General features: G+C 72.8%; 15 protein-coding genes. 8 read left to right on the top strand and 7 right to left on the bottom strand.

All coding sequences use genetic code 11. The features are described from left to right. Positions 1–185 precede the first annotated feature (185 nt). On the bottom strand, positions 186–1,610 hold the full coding sequence (locus ACIRBX_RS14795; protein WP_402296677.1) for a lipase maturation factor family protein: 1,425 nt from the start codon (positions 1,608–1,610) through the stop codon (positions 186–188). A gap of 349 nt (positions 1,611–1,959) precedes the next feature. Between ACIRBX_RS14795 and ACIRBX_RS14790 the strand changes: the two genes are divergently transcribed. From ACIRBX_RS14790 to ACIRBX_RS14780, 3 genes are all read left to right on the top strand, one after another. Then, positions 1,960–2,931 carry an EamA family transporter gene (locus ACIRBX_RS14790; RefSeq protein ID WP_402296676.1) on the top strand — a complete coding sequence of 324 codons (972 nt, stop codon included), beginning with the start codon at positions 1,960–1,962 and terminating at the stop codon, positions 2,929–2,931. 217 nt (positions 2,932–3,148) lie between these two features. Further along, complete coding sequence (locus ACIRBX_RS14785) at positions 3,149–4,231, top strand: sugar ABC transporter substrate-binding protein (protein WP_402296674.1); 1,083 nt, start codon at positions 3,149–3,151, stop codon at positions 4,229–4,231. Positions 4,232–4,443: 212 nt separating this feature from the next. After that, positions 4,444–5,343, top strand: coding sequence for a virginiamycin B lyase (locus ACIRBX_RS14780; protein WP_402296672.1), 900 nt, complete (start codon positions 4,444–4,446; stop codon positions 5,341–5,343). Between the two features lie 138 nt (positions 5,344–5,481). Here the strand turns inward: ACIRBX_RS14780 and ACIRBX_RS14775 are convergent, their stop codons facing one another. Together ACIRBX_RS14775 and ACIRBX_RS14770 are read right to left on the bottom strand one after the other, a co-directional pair. Beyond that, a complete protein-coding gene (locus ACIRBX_RS14775; protein ID WP_402296670.1) occupies positions 5,482–5,667 on the bottom strand; it encodes a hypothetical protein in 186 nt (61 codons plus the stop codon). A gap of 61 nt (positions 5,668–5,728) precedes the next feature. Then, on the bottom strand, positions 5,729–6,721 hold the full coding sequence (locus tag ACIRBX_RS14770; RefSeq protein WP_402296669.1) for a DMT family transporter: 993 nt from the start codon (positions 6,719–6,721) through the stop codon (positions 5,729–5,731). Between ACIRBX_RS14770 and ACIRBX_RS14765 the strand changes: the two genes are divergently transcribed. Next, positions 6,720–8,159 carry a PLP-dependent aminotransferase family protein gene (locus ACIRBX_RS14765; protein WP_402296667.1) on the top strand — a complete coding sequence of 480 codons (1,440 nt, stop codon included), beginning with the start codon at positions 6,720–6,722 and terminating at the stop codon, positions 8,157–8,159. The two genes, ACIRBX_RS14770 and ACIRBX_RS14765, sit on opposite strands and share 2 nt — an antisense overlap. Positions 8,160–8,382: 223 nt before the next feature. Beyond that, on the top strand, positions 8,383–9,255 hold the full coding sequence (locus tag ACIRBX_RS14760; RefSeq protein WP_402296665.1) for an Fpg/Nei family DNA glycosylase: 873 nt from the start codon (positions 8,383–8,385) through the stop codon (positions 9,253–9,255). Here ACIRBX_RS14760 and ACIRBX_RS14755 read toward each other — a convergent pair. Beyond that, positions 9,248–9,535, bottom strand: a complete 288-nt coding sequence (locus ACIRBX_RS14755; protein WP_402296663.1) for a putative quinol monooxygenase — start codon at positions 9,533–9,535, stop codon at positions 9,248–9,250. The two genes, ACIRBX_RS14760 and ACIRBX_RS14755, sit on opposite strands and share 8 nt — an antisense overlap. A 6-nt stretch (positions 9,536–9,541) precedes the next feature. Next, complete coding sequence (locus ACIRBX_RS14750; protein ID WP_402296662.1) at positions 9,542–10,585, bottom strand: NAD(P)-dependent alcohol dehydrogenase; 1,044 nt, start codon at positions 10,583–10,585, stop codon at positions 9,542–9,544. Positions 10,586–10,741: 156 nt separating this feature from the next. Here ACIRBX_RS14750 and ACIRBX_RS14745 point away from each other — a divergent pair, with 156 nt between their 5' ends. Further along, entirely contained in the window at positions 10,742–11,578 is an 837-nt protein-coding gene (locus ACIRBX_RS14745) for a helix-turn-helix transcriptional regulator (protein ID WP_402296660.1), read from the top strand. Between the two features lie 66 nt (positions 11,579–11,644). On the opposite strand, the gene ACIRBX_RS14740 is transcribed toward ACIRBX_RS14745, so the two are convergent. Further along, positions 11,645–12,994, bottom strand: coding sequence for a M14 family metallopeptidase (locus ACIRBX_RS14740; protein ID WP_402296658.1), 1,350 nt, complete (start codon positions 12,992–12,994; stop codon positions 11,645–11,647). 203 nt (positions 12,995–13,197) lie between these two features. Here ACIRBX_RS14740 and ACIRBX_RS14735 point away from each other — a divergent pair, with 203 nt between their 5' ends. After that, positions 13,198–14,232 (top strand): phosphatidylinositol-specific phospholipase C domain-containing protein, encoded by a 1,035-nt coding sequence (locus tag ACIRBX_RS14735; protein ID WP_402296657.1) that lies wholly within the window; start codon positions 13,198–13,200, stop codon positions 14,230–14,232. Positions 14,233–14,456: 224 nt separating this feature from the next. After that, the gene (locus ACIRBX_RS14730) at positions 14,457–15,647 is read left to right on the top strand and encodes a PLP-dependent aminotransferase family protein (protein ID WP_402296655.1); all 1,191 of its coding nucleotides are present in this window, start codon (positions 14,457–14,459) and stop codon (positions 15,645–15,647) included. 78 nt (positions 15,648–15,725) lie between these two features. Here ACIRBX_RS14730 and ACIRBX_RS14725 read toward each other — a convergent pair whose 3' ends face one another. Beyond that, a complete protein-coding gene (locus ACIRBX_RS14725; RefSeq protein WP_402296654.1) occupies positions 15,726–18,266 on the bottom strand; it encodes a collagenase in 2,541 nt (846 codons plus the stop codon). Between the last annotated feature and the right edge of the window lie 92 nt (positions 18,267–18,358).

The following is an 18,358-nucleotide window of genomic DNA, read 5'->3' as shown; positions in this document are numbered from 1 at the left end:
TCCGGTTCGTGGCTGGGCGGACAGGGCGGTGGCGGCGGGCGGATTCCGCCGGCACGGGGCGAGGATGCGGGCGCCCGGTGCGGACGCCAGGATACGGGTGGGCGTTCGAGCCCTGCACGCAACCCGGCCCCTGCGGGAGCGGCGGGGCGGGTGACGTGCCGGGCGAGCGGCGGAGTTGTGCGGGTTCAGTGCGGATCACCGCGCACCTGCGGGAAGTCGGCGAGGGCGACCGGGGGCAGGTACTCGCGCACCAGGGTGCGCTCCCACCAGGCTCCGGTGCTGCGCAGGGTCCGCAGATCGGTGAAGCGGTAACGGTACAGCCGGGCACGGACGTACGTCGGCGGCGCGCCCGCGAACGGGTCGTGCCGCAGCAGCCGCAGGGTGTCCCGGTCCCCGGCCAGCAGGCGCCGGACGAAGGGGGTGAACCAGGGCCGGGCGTACGCCGGTGAGATCCCGGCGAACCACATCTGCCAGTCCAGCCGCAGGTGGTAGGGGGCGAACTGACGGGGCATCCGGTACGGGTCCCCCGGCTTGCCGCGGAAGCCGTACTCCCGCCAGCGGGTGTCCGGGCCGGGGCGGGGCTCGTCGGTGCCCTCCACCACCACCTCCAGGCGGAGCCGGTTGACGGAGCCGAAGGCCCCGTAGGCGTTCACCAGGTGGAGGCGGTCGAACGAACGGTTCATCACCTGCCGGTGCGAGAGCAGGTTGCGCACGGGGTGGTGACTCAGCACCACCACCAGCAGGGTGTACGCCCCGACCAGGCCGAGGTACCAGGCCGGGCCGACCGGACGGTCCCGGGGCGCGGCCGGGACGGCGGTGCAGGCGAGTGCGACGGTGAGCCAGTTCAGCCAGGCGAAGTTGCCCGAGAGCACCAGCCAGAGCTGGGTGACGATGATCAGGCCGGCGCACACCCCGGCCACCGGCTGGGGCAGGAACAGGCCGACCGGGACGGCGAGTTGCACCCCGTGGTTGGCGGCGGCCTCGACCCGGTGCAGCGGGGCGGGCAGGTGGTGGAACCACCAGCTGAGCGGGCCCGGCATCGGCTGGGTCTCGTGGTGGTAGCGGAGGCAGCTGAGCTCGCGCCAGCAGCGGTCCCCGCGCAGCTTGATCATCCCGGCGCCGAACTCGACCCGGAACAGCAGCCAGCGGGCCAGCAGCAGCACCGGGAGCGGGGGCGCGACCCGGTCGTTGCCGAGTGCGGCGGCCAGCAGACCGGCCTCCAGCAGCAGCGACTCCCACCCGAACGAGTACCAGAGCTGCCCGACGTTGACGATCGAGAGGTAGAGCAGCCAGAGCACCGCCCAGAGCAACAGGGCGGCGGCCAACGGGAGCTGGTCCGCCGCGCCGGCCAGCACGGCGGCGGCCAGGGCGGCCCCGGACCACGCCGTGCACGCGAACACCCGGTCCGAGTAGTGGAACCGGAACAGGCTGGGGGCCTGGCGCCACCCCGTCCGGGCGGTGAAGCGCGGCACCGGGAGCATCCCGTGCTCGCCGATCAGCGCGCGGAACTGCCGTGCGGCGGCCAGGAATCCGAGCAGGTAGACAAGGGCGACCAGCCGCTGGAAGAGCACCCGCCCGAGCCAGTACTCGGGTGCCGCGACCCACTCCACGCCGCCTCCTCCCGCCGGACCGGTCCCATGACTACCACTCGGGCCGCGCGCCCCGGCCCAACTCGACCGAGAGCATCAGCCACTCGGCGCACCGGAGAGCGTCCACCGGGCGGGACCGCACGCCCGGGGGTCGGACGGCGGAACGGCGGCGACGCGACGGGTAGGGACGGTCGGCGAGACGAGACGACGGGACGTCAGACGGCTCGGCCACCACGCGCTCCGCCCGCGAGCCCGATCGGCGCTGGTCAGCTGGCAGCAACTCGTCCGACCTTGGCAGCCCGGGCGCTGGCGCGGGCCGGAGCGACTGTGGTGCCATGTCTGCCGACAGCACCAAATTCAGGAGAGACTCATGACCGCCGCGCCCCGGCCATCCGCGGACACCCCCACCCTCCCCACCTCCTCCCCCACCTACGCCCTCCCCGGCACCGTCTCCCCCCTCCGCTCCGTCACCCCCGCCGTCTGGGCCGCCCTCGCGGTGGTCTACGTGGTCTGGGGCTCCACCTACCTGGCGATCCGGGTGGTGGTGGAGACCATGCCGCCGTTCCTCTCCGCGACGCTCCGCTTCATACCGGCCGGCCTGCTGCTGCTCGCACTGGTGGCGGCCAGGAGCGGCCCGGCCGCGCTCCGGGTGACCCCCCGTCAGCTCGGCTCCGCCGCCCTGGTCGGCCTGATGCTGCTGCTCGGTGGCAACGGCATGGTGGTGCTGGCCGAGCGCGACGTGCCGTCCGGCCTGACCGCGCTGATCATCGCCGTGGTGCCGCTCTGGCTGGTGCTGGCCCGCTGGGTCACCGGGCACCGTCCGGCCTGGACCACGGCGGTCGGCGTCCTGCTCGGCCTGGTCGGCCTCGGGGTGCTCTCCAGCTCCGGGCTGAGCGGGGACGTGAAGCCGCTCGGCGTCGCACTGATCCTGCTCGCCACCCTGTCCTGGGCGGGCGGCTCGTTCCTCACCAAGCGGCTCCGGATGCCCGCCAACGTGTTCGCGACCAGCGCCTACGAGATGATCGCCGGCGGCCTCGGCTGCCTGCTGGTCGCCGTGCTCAAGGGCGAGCCGCAGCGCTTCCAGCCGGCCGAGGTCTCCACCGCCTCGTGGATCGGGCTGGCCTTCCTGGTGGTGTTCGGCTCGGTGGTGGCGTTCACCGCCTACGCCTGGCTGCTCCAGGCCGCCCCGCTCCCGCTGGTCGCCACCTACGCGTACGTAAACCCGGTGGTGGCCGTGCTGCTCGGCTGGCTGATCCTCTCAGAGCCGCTCACCCTGCCGGTGGTGCTCGGCGGCGCGATCGTGGTGGCCGCCGTGGTGCTGGTGATCCGCACCGAGGGCTGACGTTCCGTCAGGCCGTCAGGCCCGCCCCGCCTACTTAAGGTGAAGGCGGGCCCTTGGCATATACCAACCAATCGGGCGACTGCCTTCGGGTCCATAACGATTGACTCAGCACACCGTTTCGTAGGGTTTAATTATTGACGACAAGTCGGATCAGAGGCTTGACTCCCTCCGCACTGCCGCGACGCTGCGGCAGGCAGTCAGGGAGGCACCACCCACCATGAACGCACCACTGCGTCGCACCCTCGTCGGCACGCTCGCGCTGTCGACGGCGCTGACGCTGGCCGCCTGCGGCCAGGACGGCAAGCAGGCTTCGTCGGCCGGCAGCAAGACCATCGGCCTGCTGCTGCCCGAGCGCTCCTCCTCGACCCGCTACGAGGCCTTCGACAAACCGCTGATCGAGTCGGCCATCAACGGTCTCTGCACCAAGTGCGTGGTGGACTACGCCAACGCGGACGGCGACGAGACGGTGCAGAAGCAGCAGTTCGACGCGCTGCTGGCCAAGGGCGTCAAGGTGGTCCTGCTCGACCCGGTGAACGCCCAGGGCACCGCCCCGTGGGTGGCCGAGGCCAACCGGCGCGGCGTCAAGGTGGTCGCGTACGACCGACTGGCGGCCGGCAGCGTCGCCGCCTACGTGTCCTTCGACAACCAGCGCACCGGCGAGCTCCAGGGCCAGGCCCTGCTGGACGCGCTCGGCCCGAAGGCCGCGCAGTCCACGGTGGTGATGATCAACGGGGCCGACTCCGACCCGAACGCCGCCATGTTCAAGGCCGGCGCCCACAAGGTGCTCGACGGCAAGGTCAAGAAGATCGGCTACGAGCAGTCCGGCGAGTGGAAGCCGGAGGTGGCCGCCCAGAAGACCGCCGAGGCGGTCAACTCGCTCGGCAAGGACAACATCCAGGCCGTCTACTCCGCCAACGACGGCATGGCCACCGCCATCATCGGCCAGCTGAAGGCCTCCGGCGTGAAGAACGTCCCGGTCGGCGGCCAGGACGCCTCGGTCGAGGCGATCCGCCGCCTGCTGACCGGCGAGCAGAGCTACACCATCTACAAGCCGTACAAGCCGGAGGCCGACACCGCCGCCTCCATCGCGGTCTACCTGCTCAACGGCATCGACATCACCGGCGTGGCCAGCTCGGTGACCGAGAGCGGCGGCGAGCAGATCCCCTCGATGCTGCTCACCCCGATCGTGGTCACCAAGGCGAAGGTCGCCGAGACCGTGATCGCCGGTGGCCTCTACAAGCGCGAGGACATCTGCGACCAGGACCACGCCCAGGCGTGCGCCGCCGCCGGCATCAACTGACGGACGCCTGACGCCCCCTCAGGACGGCCCGTCCCGAGGGGGCGTCGGCCGGCCCGGCCCCTGCCGGAAGCCCCGCCCCAGCGGCCCGCAGGCTGCACCCGGGTGCCGGCTGCCGTGCGCGGCGGTCCTTAACCGGAGGCGGTCGAGAGGCACACCGGATAGCATCCGCAGTCGCCGTGCTCGACCCGTCAGCCGATGGAGGAACCCGCCCCATGCCGAGCCGTCCGAGGTCTCCGATCACCGAGTTCCCCGTGTCCGGCCGGGACGCGGGCCCCTACGGAATCACCTGCGGCCCCGACGGCGCACTGTGGTTCACCTTGGTCCACCACGGACGGATCGGCCGGGTCACCCCCGACGGCGACGTCACCACCCACCAGCTCGAATCCGCTTCCGGTGGACCGTCGACCATCACCGCGGGGCCCGACGACGCCCTGTGGTTCACCGAGTTCCGCAGCCACCGGATCGGCCGCATCACCACGACCGGGACCATCACCTCGTTCCCGCTGCCGACACCGGACGCCGGACCCTTCGGCATCACCGCCGGCCCCGACGACGCCCTGTGGTTCACCGGGACGAGCGTCGACCGCATCGGCCGCATCACCACCGACGGCCGGGTCACCGAATTCCCCCTCCCCCTCTCGGGAGCCTTCCCGTCGGCCATCGCCACCGGCCCGGACGGCCGGCTGTGGTTCACCATGAACCAGGCGAACGCGATCGGTGCCATCGGACTCGACGGCCGGGTCGCGGTCCACCCCCTGCCCACACCGGCCGCCGCCCCGGTCGGCATCACCGCCGGTGCCGACGGAGCCATGTGGTTCACCGAGATCGGTGCGGGCCGGATCGGGCGTATCGCACGGGACGGAAGGATCGACGAGTTCGCCCTGCCCGACCCCGCGTCACGCCCGCACGCCATTGCCGCCGACGCCGACGGAAACTGCTGGTTCACCGAATGGGGAGCCAACCGCATCGGCCGGATCACCAGCGACGGCCGGATCGACGGACACGACCTCCCCACCCCGTCCTCCGAACCGCACGGCATCGCCCTGGGGCCGGACGGTGCGATCTGGACGGCCCAGGAGATCGGAACGGTGGCCCGGCTCAGCCCGTGCTGAGCCCAGGCCTCCCGGCCGGAGCGACCACGTGCACCGGCGCCGTCCACCGCCACGCGATCCGGTCCGCACGGCGCGGCACCACCCCGCCGGACCGACGTCCCGCTCGAAGGACGGCCCGGACCGGCCGCTGACCCTCCGTCAGTGGACCTCGGTCCACGGGCGCTCGCCGACCGCGCAGTGGTAGCAGCGGGCCGACCGGGCGTCGTGGCGGTACCACTCGTGCGCGCCGCAGTCCCGGGCTCCCTTGGGGGCCAGGCCGATCAGCCGCCAGGGCAGCAGCCTGCGCAGCGCGGTGCGCCATCGGTAGCGGCCGGTACGGATCATCCCTGGAGGCTACCCCGGCCACCGGTGGTGGTGGCGAGGGGTCCTCCCGGCGGCCCTCCGCTCACCGCCGGCCGGCCCGCTGGGTGACCGCGATGCAGGCCAGCACGCCCAGCGCGGTCAGCGGCGCCGCCGGGGACGGCGTCTCGGAGAGCAGCAGCACCGCCCAGCCGAGGGTCAGCAAGGGCTGGGCGAGCTGGAGTTGACTGGCGCGCGGGACGCCGATCTGGGCCATGCCCCGGTACCAGAGCACGAAGCCGCCGAACTGCGAGACCGCCGCGATGTAGGCCAGCCCGGTCAGCGAACGGACCGTCAGCTGGACCGGCTCGGCCGGCAGCGCGAGGGCCGCCACCACGGCCGTCAGCGGTGCGGCGGCCAGCGCCGCCCAGGCGATCACCTGCCAGCCCGGCAGCTCCTTGGCCAGCCGGCCGCCCTCGGCGTAGCCGACCGCGCAGACCAGCAGTGCCCCGAAGAGGTAGAGGTCCGCCAGGCTGAAGGCACCGCCGCTCTGCTGGAGCGTGAAGGCCAGCACCACCGCCGCCCCGCCCAGCGCCGCACTCCAGAAGGTGCGGGAGAGCCTGGTGCGCGAGCGCAGCGCCGAGGCGGCGGCGGTGGCCAGCGGCAGCAGGCCGACCACCACGGCGGTGTGCGCGGTGGAGGACTGCTGGAGCGCCAGCGTGGTGAGCAGCGGGAAGCCGAGCACGCAGCCGACCGCCACCGCCGCGAGTCCGGGCCAGTGTCGGCGCGCGGGCAGCGGGGCCCGGCTGGCCCGGAGGCAGACGGCGGCCAGGGCGGCGGCCAGCAGGCCGCGCAGACCGGTGGAGCTCCACGGGCCGAAGCCGTCCAGGGCCCAGACGGTGGCGGGGAAGCTGAGCGAGAAGCAGACCACGGCGAGCGCCGCCCGGACGGTGCCGCCGACCCGCTCGTCGTTCCCGGCGCCCCCGGTGGTCCCGACGCTCGCGGCGGCGGTGGCGGTAGTGGCGGTGGCGGTGGCGGCGGTGCTCCCGGCGCCGACCGCTATCGTGCTGGACCGGATAGCGCTATCGTGTACTCTCATGCACGAGCGTAGCAGTGTCACCGAACTGGCCGCCATCCTCCGCCGGGAGCTGGACCGCTACTCTCCGGGTGAGAAGCTGCCCTCCAGTCGGGCCCTGATCGACCGTCACCAGGTGAGCCCGGTGACCGTCTCCCGGGTGATCGCCGCGCTCGCCGCCGAGGGTCTGGTGGTCAGCCGGCCGGGCGCCGGGGTCTTCCGGGCAGCCGCCCGCACCGCCGCCACCGCCGAACGCCGGGACGTCTCCTGGCAGGAGGTCACCCTCTCCGCCGAGCCCGCCGTCGGCCCGGACCGCCGGGTGGACGCCACCGGGGTGCTCACCTCGCTGGCCGTCCAGCCACCCGGGGTGATCGACCTCAACAGCGGCTACCTGCACCCCTCCCTCCAGCCCGAGCGGGCGCTCGCCGCCGCGCTGGCCCGGGCCGGCCGCCGCCCCGGCGCCTGGAGCCGCCCGCCGGTGGAGGGGCTGACCGAGCTGCGCGAGTGGTTCGCCCGGGAGATCGGCGGCCCGGACGGTACGTTGCACGCCTCGGACGTGCTGGTGACGGCCGGCGGCCAGGGTGCGCTGAGCACCGCGCTGCGCTCGCTGGTCGCACCCGGCGCCCCGGTGCTGATCGAGTCCCCCGGCTACCCGGGCACCCTGGCGGTGGCCCGGGCCGCCGGGCTCCGGCCGGTGCCGGTACCGGTGGACCGGGACGGGGTGCGGCCGGAGCTGCTGGCCGAGGCGTTCGCGGCCAGCGGGGCCCGGGCGTTCGTCTGCCAGCCGCTGTTCCACAACCCGACCGGCGCGGTCCTGGCCGCCGACCGGCGGGCCGAGGTGCTGCGGATCGCCCGGGCCGCCGGCGCCTTCGTGGTGGAGGACGACTTCGCCCGGATGCTGGTGCACGCCGACGCACCGTCACCCCTGCCGCCGCTGGCGGCCGATGACCCGGACGGCGTGGTGGTGCACGTCCGCTCGCTCACCAAGATCGCCTCGGCCAGCCTGCGGGTCGGTGCCCTCACCGCACGCGGCCCGGCCTTCGAACGGCTGCGCGCGGTCCAGGCGGTGGACTCCTTCTTCGTCCCCCGCCCGCTCCAGGAGACCGCCCTGGAACTGGTCGGCGCCCCCGCCTGGGCCCGCCACCAGCGCACCGTCTCCGCCGCCCTGGCCGACCGCCGGCAGACCACCGCCGCCGCGCTGGCCCGCCACCTGCCCGCCCTGCTCCCCGACCCGCTCCCGCAGGGTGGCTACCACCTCTGGCTCCGCCTGCCCGACGGCACCGACGACCGCGAACTCGCCGCCGCCGCCCGCCGCGAGGGCGTCGCCCTCACCCCCGGCCGCCCCTACTTCCCCGCCGAACCACCAGCCCCGCACCTGCGCCTCTCCTACGGCGCGGCCCCGCACCCCGCCGACCTCACCGAGGCGGTGGCCCGGCTGGCCCGTGCCCTATCGGGCGCCTGACGGCGGATCATGGTCGACAGGTCCGTCGACGGGCGCCGCCCTTCCCGTCGCCACCCTCACCCCGGGTGCGGGAGTCGAACGAGCCCTCCGGACCGGAGCGGCCCGGCCGGTCGCGCCGACGCCCGGCGATCGGCCCGCAGCAGGACCGTGCATCCGGCTCCGTGCCGTCAGCCGGGCATCGCCCCCGAGCCGGGCACCCGTCACCTCCACTAGGCTGGGCGGTATGCCCGAATTGCCGGAAGTGCAGGCGCTGGCCGAGCGGATCGCGGAGCTCTCCGAGGGGCGCACCATCGCGCGGGTGGAGGTGCTCTCGGTGCAGGTGCTGAAGACCTTCGACCCGCCGGTCACGGCGCTGCACGGACTGCCCGTCAGCTCGGTGACCCGGCACGGGAAGTTCCTCGACCTGCTGGCCGGGGACGGGCCGCACCTGGTGCTGCACCTGGCCCGGGCCGGCTGGATCCGGCACCGCGCGGCCTACCCGCCGCCCAAGCCCGGTGGGGCCCGGCCGGGCCGCGGGCCGCTCGCGCTGCGGATCGTGCTGGACGACGGCTCCGGCTTCGACGTCACCGAGCAGGGCACCACCAAGCGGCTGGCCGCCTACGTGGTGACGGACCCTCAGCTGGTGCCCGGAGTGGCCCGCCTCGGCGCCGACCCGCTCGGGCCCGCCTTCACCGAGCAGCGGCTCGCCGAGCTGACCGCCGGGCAGCGGCACCGGCTGAAGACCCTGCTCACCGACCAGACCGTGCTGGCCGGCATCGGCAACGCCTACTCGGACGAGATCCTGCACGAGGCCCGGCTCTCCCCCTACGCCCTCGCCTCCGCCCTCACTCCCGAGCAGCTGACCGCCCTGTACGGCGCGATCCGGCAGACCCTCGGCACGGCGGTGGCCCGGGCCCACGAGAGCGCCGTCACCGACCTCAAGGCGGAGAAGCGGGCCGCGATGGCGGTGCACGGCCGGGCCGGCGAGCGCTGCCCGCGCTGCGGCGACACCGTACGGTCCGTCAACTTCGCGGACTCCTCGCTCCAGTACTGCCCCACCTGCCAGACCGGCGGCCGGACGCTGGCCGACCGCCGGCTGTCCCGGCTGCTCAAGTGACGCCCTCGCACCCCGCGTAGTACAGCCGGACGGCGACCGGACGGGCCAGCAGGGCGGCCGTCCTTCCGGCCGCCCGGTGCCGGTGGAGCCGCCAGCCGTCCAGGCAGCTCCACTCCTCGAAGACCGCCATCCGCTCGGGACGGTTGGGGTCCACGTAGAGCTCGTACGCCAGACAGCCGGGCCACTCCGCCGCCGGCTCCAGCAGGGCCTCCAACTCGGTGCGCAGCCGGTCCTGCTGACCCGTCCGGGCCTGGTAGCGGACCAGCGCGGTGAGCAGCACGGAGGATCAGATGGTGCCGGCGTCGATGACGAAGCGGTACCGCACGTCACCGGCCAGCACCCGGGCGAAGGCCTCGTTGATCCGCTCGGCCGGGATCACCTCGACCTCCGCGCCGAGACCGTGCTCGGCGCAGAAGTCCAGCATCTCCTGGGTCTCCGGGATGCCGCCGATCATCGAGCCGGCCAGCGAGCGGCGCCCGCCGATCACCGAGAACAGGTTGAGCGAGATCGGGTCGGCCGGAGCACCGACGTTCACCAGGGTGCCGTCGGTCTTCAGCAGGCCCAGGTAGTCGTCGAACGGGAGCACGGCCGAGACGGTGCTGACCACCAGGTCGAAGCTGCCCGCCAGTTCGGCGAAGGTGGCCGAGTCGGAGGTGGCCCGGTGGTCGGCGGCGCCGAGCCGCAGGCTGTCCTCCTTCTTGCGCAGGCTCTGGCTGAGCACGGTGACCTCGGCGCCGAGCGCAGCCGCGATCTTGACGCCCATGTGGCCCAGCCCGCCGAGGCCGACGATCGCGACCTTCTTGCCCGGGCCCGCCTGCCAGTGCTTCAGCGGGGAGTAGAGGGTGATGCCGGCGCAGAGCAGCGGCGCGGCCTCGGCCAGGCCGATGCCCTCCGGGATGCGCAGCGCGTAGTTCTCGTCCACCACGAGGTGGCTGCTGTAGCCGCCGTAGGCGGGCTGCCCGTCCGAGCCGACGGGGTAGGTGGCGCTCATCCCCACGGCGCAGTACTGCTGCAGCCCGGCCCGGCAGTTGTCGCACGTCCGGCAGGAGTCGACGAAGCAGCCGACGCCGACCCGGTCGCCGACCGCGTACCGGGTCACGCCCGGGCCGACCTCGGCGACGATCCCGGCGATCTCGTGGCCGGGGACCATCGGGAAGGGCGCGGTGCCCCAGTCCTCGTTCACCTGGTGGATGTCGGAGTGGCAGATGCCGGCGTACTTGATCTCGATCAGGACGTCGTGCTCGCCGACCGGCCGGCGCGGCACGGTGGTCCGCTCCAGCGGCGCCTTCGGGGCGGGGGCGGCGTACGCGGGGACGGTGGTGATGCTCATCGGGCTGGGACCTCCATGGCCGTGCTTGCTGTCACCGGCCATGCTGCTCGCCCCGCGAGCCGCTACCCAGTCCCCCGCCCCACCTGGGAACCGCCGAACCCAGGTCTGCCAGGACCACCTTCGGCGCCGGCACCCCGCCACCGTAGGATCGTCGGCATGGGGAACCGAGCAGAACTGGGCACCTTCCTGCGCTCCCGCCGGGCCCGCCTCAAGCCCGAGGAGGCCGGCCTGCGCCAGTACGGCGAGCGGCGGCGGGTGCCCGGCCTGCGCCGGGAGGAGCTGGCGCAGCTGGCCGGGGTCTCGGTCGACTACTACGTCCGCTTCGAGCAGGGCCGGGCCGAGAACGTCTCCGACACGGTGATCGACGCGGTCGCCACCGCGCTCCGCCTCGACCAGTTCGAGCGCCGGCACCTGCTGCACCTGGTCCGCCCCGACCACACCGGTGCCCGCCCGGCCCAGCAGGTCCGCCCCGGGCTGCGCCGACTGCTCGACTCGGTGAGCGGCACGCCCGCCTTCGTGGTCGGCCGCCGCACCGACCTGCTGGCCTGGAACGACCTGTTCGCCGCGCTGCTCACCGTCGATCTGGACGCCCTCCCGCCGGAGCGGCGGAACAAGATCTGGCTGGCCTTCTGCCACCCGGTGGTCCGCGGACGGTACGTCAACTGGGAGCACAAGGCCGCCGACCTGGTCGCCCAGCTGCGGATGGAGCTCGGGCGGCACCAGTGCGACCCGGAGTTCCAGGACTTCCTGTCCCGGATGTCGGCCGAGAGCGCCGACTTCCGCCGGCACTGGGAGGCCCAGGAGGTGCGGGAGAAGAGCCACGGCCTCTACCACCTGCGCCACCCGGCGGCCGGGGAGTTCACGCTGTCCTACGAGTGCCTGCTGCTCCCGGACGACCAGGACCAGTCGCTGGTGGTGTACACCGCCGAGCCGGGATCGCCCTCCGAGGCGGCCCTGCGGCTGATCGACTCCCGGGTCGGCACGGCGTCCTGACGCTCCGTCGGCCGGGCCCGGGCGACCCCGGGCGAACCCGGCCAACGGAGGTGCGAGGGGCACCGGTCAGGAGGCGATGCCGCAGTACTGCTGCTGCTTGCCGATCACCCGGTACATGCAGTCCGCCGTCTCCAGCAGCATCAGCACGGCCGTCCGGTTCCGGGCGGTCTCCCGGCTGATCACCTCGTCGGGCGGGTAGAAGCCGCCGCCCCCGCTGCCGGTGGGGTACATCTCGAAGGTGTAGGCGAAGATCCGCTGCGCGCCCCACAGCCAGTCGTCGATGGTGCCGTCGGTGATGTAGAGGTCACTGGACTGCTCGGGGGTGTAGCCGTTGGTGGCGGCCATCGACTTGCCGAGGGTGGCGAAGGTGTTCCGCTCGTCGGTGGTCATGCCCGGTGCGGTGTCGTTGTAGGTCCAGCCGAACGGCCAGAGCACCAGCTCGCTGTAGGTGTGGAAGTCGATGGCGGCGGTGATCTGCTGCTTGCCGCCGACCACCCGGCTGCGCACGAAGTCGGCGACCACCTTCACCTCCTTGGCGGACTCCGGCGCGCTGCCCCGGTAGGTCTCGCTGGAGGTGGAGCTCGAACTGCCGCCGCAGCAGCCCCACTTGTAGTCCCAGTTGCGGTTCTGGTCGGTGCCGACGCTGCTGGAGCCGGAGTTGGGCTGCCGGTTCTTGCGCCAGCTGCGGTAGCTGCCGGTGGCGATGTCGTACTCGCCGCCGTCCGGGTTGACGTCCGGCACGATCCAGATCTCGCGGCTGTTCACCACGTTCGCGATCCGGCTGTCGGTGGCGTACTTGTCGCCGAACTCCTTCAGCAGGTAGAGCGCCATCTCCACGGTCAGGTGCTCGCGGGCGTGCTGGTGCGCGGTGAACAACACCTCCGGCTCGGCCTCGTCGGTGCCCACGTTGTCGCTGATCTTGATGGCGAACAGGTCGCGGCCCTCGTAGGACTTGCCGATCACCCGCTTGCTCATGATGGCCGGGTACTTGGCCACCAGGGTGTTGATCTCCGCCGTCGCCTCGGCGTAGTTGTGGTACATCGAGTCCTTGCTCGGGAAGTCGTAGAGCGTGGCGTCCTTCGAGCTCGGCGCCTGCAGGCTCTCCTGGCCCGGCAGGACGGCCAACTGCCACCCCATGGTGCGCAGTCGGGCCGCCTCGGCCCGGGTGGCGGAGACCACCACCGAGTGGGCGTCCACCTCGTCGATCGACACTCCGGTGGCGGCGATCGCGGTGCGTTCGGCCACCGTGCTCGGGCCGTCCACGGCGTACTGGAGGATGGTCTCCTCCGCCACCGCCGAACTGTCCTTCGGTACGGCGGGTTTGGCGCTGGCCTCGGTGCCGAGCGGCACGGCCAGGGTGAGCGCGAGCAGCGCGGCAGCAGCCACGGCGGGCTTTCCGCGACGGGGCAGTCGCATGACTGTCCTCCTGTGGGGGTCGGGTAGGACGGAAGGGAGGGAGGAGCTGCGGCGCGCGCCAGCACGATGGTGGGGCCAGTGTCATGACGGGGTCAAGGGCGTACGTGGCGCACGCTTCCTGCCAACTTCCTTGTCATGTCACCGCACGTCCACTCTCATGGTCCAGCCTGAGCTGCCGCCAATCCTCGTGTCTGGAGCCCGCCTTGACCCTTCGTCGGACCGCCGCCGCCCTGCTCACCGCCACCACCCTCGCGCTGCTGCCGCACGCCCCGGCCGCCGCCGCGCCGGCCGGGCCGCTGCCGTTCACCGGCGCCACCACCGTCGGCCTGCACAACACCTACGACCCGGCCGCCTTCCCCTTCCTGGCCAAGGCACTGGACACCGGCACCTCGCTGATCGAGCTGGACGCCTGGACCAACACCGTCACCAAGGAGTGGAAGGTCAGCCACTCCAACCCGCTGGGGAACGCCAACAACTGCGTGGCCGCCACCGACGCCTCGCAGCTCTACGGCGGCGGGGGCAACAAGAACCTCGAACACTGCCTGGACGACATCCGGATCTGGCTCGGCGCCCACCCCCAGTCCGGGCCGCTGGTGGTCAAGTTGGAGCTCAAGGGCGGCTTCGCCGCCAACCGCGGCATGGGGCCGGCCGAGCTCGACGCGCTGATCGCCGCCCACCTCGGCCCGGCCGTCTTCCGCCCGGCCGACCTGCTGGGCAGCCACCCCACCCTGGACGCCGCCGCCAAGGCCGGCGCCTGGCCGTCCCGGGCCGCGCTGACCGGGCGGGTGCTGATCGACGTCATCCCCGGCACCGTCGAGGAGCAGAACCCCTTCGACACCCTGCACACCGACGTTGAGTACGCCCGCCACCTGCGCGACCTGGCCGCCGCCGGCCGGATCGGCCAGGCCCAGGTCTTCCCCGCCGTGCACGGCGCCGCCACCGGCGACCCGCGCACCAAGTACGCCGACACCACCATCCGCCCGTGGTTCGCGGTCTTCGACGGCGACGCCGCCGCCTACCTCACCAACGGCGCCGACCTCTCCTGGTACGACCGCAACCACTACCTGCTGGTCCTCACCGACGCCCACAACGTCGCCCCGGCCATCTCCGGCACCACCCCCACCCCCGACCAGGCCCGCGCCCGGGTCACCCAACTCGCCGCCGCCCACGCCTCGATCACCACCAGCGACTGGCGGACCCTCCCCGACATCCAGTCCCTGGTCCTCCCCCGGGGCTGAGCCGGCGCCAGCGGAGCGCGCCCGTGGGCGCCGCCCGCCTCCCCGGGCGACCGGGGAGGCGGGCGAGCCCTCGTCCGCGCGGGCCGTTGCGGGACCTCCGAGGCACCTCCCGGACCACCCCTGACCGGCCGTCCGCCCCGTGCCCTTCCGCCCCACGCCCACCACGCGTATCAGCACGTGGAAAGGGCTTCTGGCAGGCCGGGCCCGGCTCGTACGCTCGGGGGATGACCCGAGCCGAGCTGCCGCCCTTCGCCGCCCGCGCCGCCTCCGTGGCGCCGTCCGCCGTACGCGAGATCCTCGCCCTGACCGCGCGGCCGGAGGTGGTGTCGTTCGCGGGCGGGCTGCCGGCGCCCGAGCTGTTCGACGTGGCCGGGCTGCGGGCGGCGTACGACGGGGTGCTGGCCGAGGCGCCGGACCAGGCGCTGCAGTACTCGACCACCGAGGGGGACCCGGCGCTGCGCGGGGCGGTGGCCGCGCGGCTGACGGCCCGTGGGCTGGCCACCGACGCGGACGACCTGGTGGTCACCACCGGGTCGCAGCAGGGGCTGACGCTGCTGATCGCCGCCCTGCTGGAGCCGGGTGACGTGGTGCTGGTGGAGGACCCGTGCTACCTGGCCGCGCTCCAGGCGTTCGCCTTCGCGGGCGCCCGGGTGGTGCCGGTGCCGACCGACGGGGACGGCCTGCTGCCGGACGCGCTGGCGGAACTGGTGGCCACCGAGCGGCCCAAGCTGCTCTACCTGGTGCCCAACTTCCAGAACCCGACCGGGAGGACGCTCCCCGCCGAGCGCCGCCGCGCGATCGCGGAGCTGGCCGGCCGGCACGGCTTCTGGATCGCCGAGGACGACCCGTACGGCGAGCTGCGCTACGACGGCGAGCCGCAGCCGTGGATCGCCTCGCTGCCCGGGGCCGAGGACCGGACCGCACTGCTGGGCTCCTTCTCCAAGGTGCTGGCACCCGGCCTCCGGCTCGGCCACCTGCGCGCCCCGGCCGCGCTGCGCCGGGCCTGCGTGGTGGTGAAGCAGTCGGCCGACCTGCACACCTCCACCATCGACCAGGCCGCCGCCGCCCGGTACCTGCGGGACGCCGATCTGGACGCCCACCTCGCCAGGATCAAGGCGGCCTACCGGGAGCGCCGCGACGCACTGCTCGCCGGACTGCCCAAGACCCTTCCCGAGGGCAGCAGTTGGAACGCACCGGAGGGCGGCATGTTCCTCTGGGTCCGGCTCCCCGAGGGGTACGACGCCACCGCCCTGCTGGCCACCGCCGTCCGGCACGACGTGGCCTACGTCCCGGGTGCGCCGTTCCACGCCGTCACCCCGGACCCCCGGACGCTCCGGATGTCCTTCACCACGCACTCCCCCGCCGAGATCGAGGAGGGCCTGCGCCGCCTGGCCGCCGCGCTCGCCGCGCACTGAGCCCGGCACGCGGGTGGCCCCGCCCGCCGGATCGCGGTGGGCGGGGCCGTTCGGTTCAGGGGTGGGTCAACGACCCTCTCAGAACTCGGTCTTGATGCTGACGCCCTCGAAGCCCTTGGCCGCGAACAGGCTGATGTAGACGTAGCCGGCCGGCGGCTTCTTGATGGTCAGGGTCTCGGCGTTGCCGTTCTTGACCGAGCGGGCGGTCCAGTCCGAGGTGGTGGCCCAGCCGGTGGGGTTGTAGTAGAGGTCGGCCTCACCGGTGCCACCGGAGACGGTGATCTTCAGCGAGTTGACCTTGGCCGGGAGGTAGACGAAGAAGGCGCTGTGGTTCCCGGCGGTGGCCGAGACGTTCGAGCGCTGGCAGTTCTTGCCCAGCTCGTCCAGGCGGGCCGAGGTGCACTCGCCCTTGGGCGGGGCCACCACGGTGACCGGCTTGCTGGTGCTGGCGGTGGCGCCCTTGTCGTCCGTCACGGTCAGCTTGACGGTGTAGGTGCCGGCCGCCGCGTAGACCTTGGTCGGGTTGGCCGTGGTGGTGTTGGTGCCGTCACCGAAGTCCCAGGCGCGGGAGGCGATGGTGCCGTCCACGTCGGTGGAGACGTCGGTCAAGTTGACCGACAGGCCGTTGGCCAGCGCGGTGAAGCCGGCCGAGGGGGCCTGGTTCTCCGGCGCGGGGGTGCCGCAGTCGCCCTTGGCGCACTTCGCCAGCCAGGCGGCGAAGTCGGCGTCGTAGCGGGTGCCGATGGTGGTGGCCAGCAGGGTGCGGGCCGCCGCCCAGTTGCCCGTCCGGTAGTGGCCGAGCAAGGTGTCCACGTCGGCGCGGTGCGACTGGAGCAGGTAGCGCACCGCCAGGTAACCCCACTGGTAGACCTTGGTGGAGTCGGAGTTGTCGTAGGTGCTGTCGAACAGCGTGCTGAGCTTGTAGGTGTTCTTGCCGGCCTCGGTGATCGCCCGGTCGTAGGTCTCGTTGCGGTAGGTGTAGGAGACGTACTCCGCGAAGCCCTCGACCCACATCACGGTCGGGATCTGCTGCCCGGCCTTGAAGTCGCCGTACATGTCGAAACGGCCGTCGAGGTAGTGGGTGTACTCGTGGTTGAGGTTCCAGATCTGGAAGTCCGGCCGGAGCCACTCCGCCTCGTAGGCGATGAAGCGCGGCTGGTTGCCCGCCTCGGCCGGCTTGCCCTCCAGGTACATGCCGCCGTTGTCGGTGTCGATGCCGAAGATGGTGCCGGCGTAACTCTTGTAGTCGTTGCTGGAGTTGAAGACGACGACCTCGATCGAGGAGTTCAGGTCGTCCTTCACCGGGCCGCTGTCCTTCGCCACCTTGTGGAAGAACGCGTCCTGGTTGGTCAGGCTGGTGCAGGCCGCCGCCAGGTTGGCGTCGGTCATCTCCTGCGCGATGATCCTGATGCTCGGGCTGCAGGTGTACTTCACCGGCAGGATCGCGGCCTTGATCTTCGCGGCCAGGTCACAGGTGTCGTAGTAGGCGCAGTTGGCCTGGTCGTACGAGTCGGTCATCTCGGCCAGGCCGATCCAGAGCGAGCCGGTGCGGCCGGTGATCTGACTGCGGCCCAGCAGCTCCTTGACCAGCGGGCGGACGGTCGGCTTCAGCGCGTCGTGGCGCAGGAAGCGGCCGAGCTCGCGGCCGGCGTTGGCGGCCAGGTACCACTGGTCGGTGCCGAGCAGGTCGTCGTGGGCGACGGCGAAGTCCCGCAGCACGGTGAGCAGTGCCGGGTCGGCCTGCACGGCGGGCAGGAAGTCGTCCATCTGGTGGCCGCGGAACAGCACGTTGTACACGCTGTTGGTCGCGGAGACCATGTACCAGGAGCCGTTCCAGGAGTTCTGGTAGGCGGTCAGCAGGCGCTTGAGCACCGGGAGGTAGCGGGCGTTGCGCTGCGAGCTGTCGATCAGGGTGACGGTCTCGGCCAGGATGTTGCCGTTGGCGTCGTTCACGTCCGCCGAACGCGGGGCCGCGAAGTAGGCGTCCAGGGCGCCCTCGATGGAGCTCTTCAGCGCCGGGCCGTAGTCGCCGACGGCGGTGTCGTACCACTGGACGAAGTAGCCGGCGCGCAGGAAGAGCACCAGCTGGAGGGTGGACGTGCTGTTGTCGCCGGGGTAGGTGGCGACGTTGGCGCGCAGCGCGTCGGCGATGGTGACCATCTGCGCCTCGCGGAAGGCGGCCTGGGCGTCGGCACCCTTCAGGTTGAAGAGGGTGTTGACGCAGCCGGGCTCGGCGGACTTGACCTGCTGGACCAGCGCGGCGCCCGTCTTGGAGGTGAAGTCGGAGACGGTGCACGCGGCGGCGGCGGCCGCGGCGGCTCCGGCGGAGAGCTTGGAGCGGATCTGCTCGCTCTTCGCCGGGGTCTCGACGGTCTGGAACGGCGCGCGCTGCGAGACGTCCACCGTGGAGTGGGCGTCCTCGGCGCGGACGTCCTTGGCGATCGAGGAGATGGCGGGCTGCGGGGCGGCACCGGTGCGGGGCGCAGGGACGGACTGCGGACCCTCGGTGCCGTTGGCCACGGCCCTGGTCATGGGAGTGAGCAGGCTGAGGCCCAGACAACAGATCAGGGCGGCTATCAGGAGCCGCACGATGTCCTTCGTCGTGGGGGTACTTCGCATGGAGTGGCCTCCGGGCCGGTCTGCGGGCCGTGTTGGGGCACGGCGTCTGAGGGTGCGGACCGTGAAGGGCGCCGGGAGTGGTACTGGGGTCT

Origin of the sequence: Kitasatospora sp. NPDC096147 (assembly GCF_044763225.1) — a bacterium.
Classification (GTDB): Bacteria; Actinomycetota; Actinomycetes; order Streptomycetales; family Streptomycetaceae; genus Kitasatospora.
This window is presented reverse-complemented; position numbering and strand designations above follow the sequence as displayed.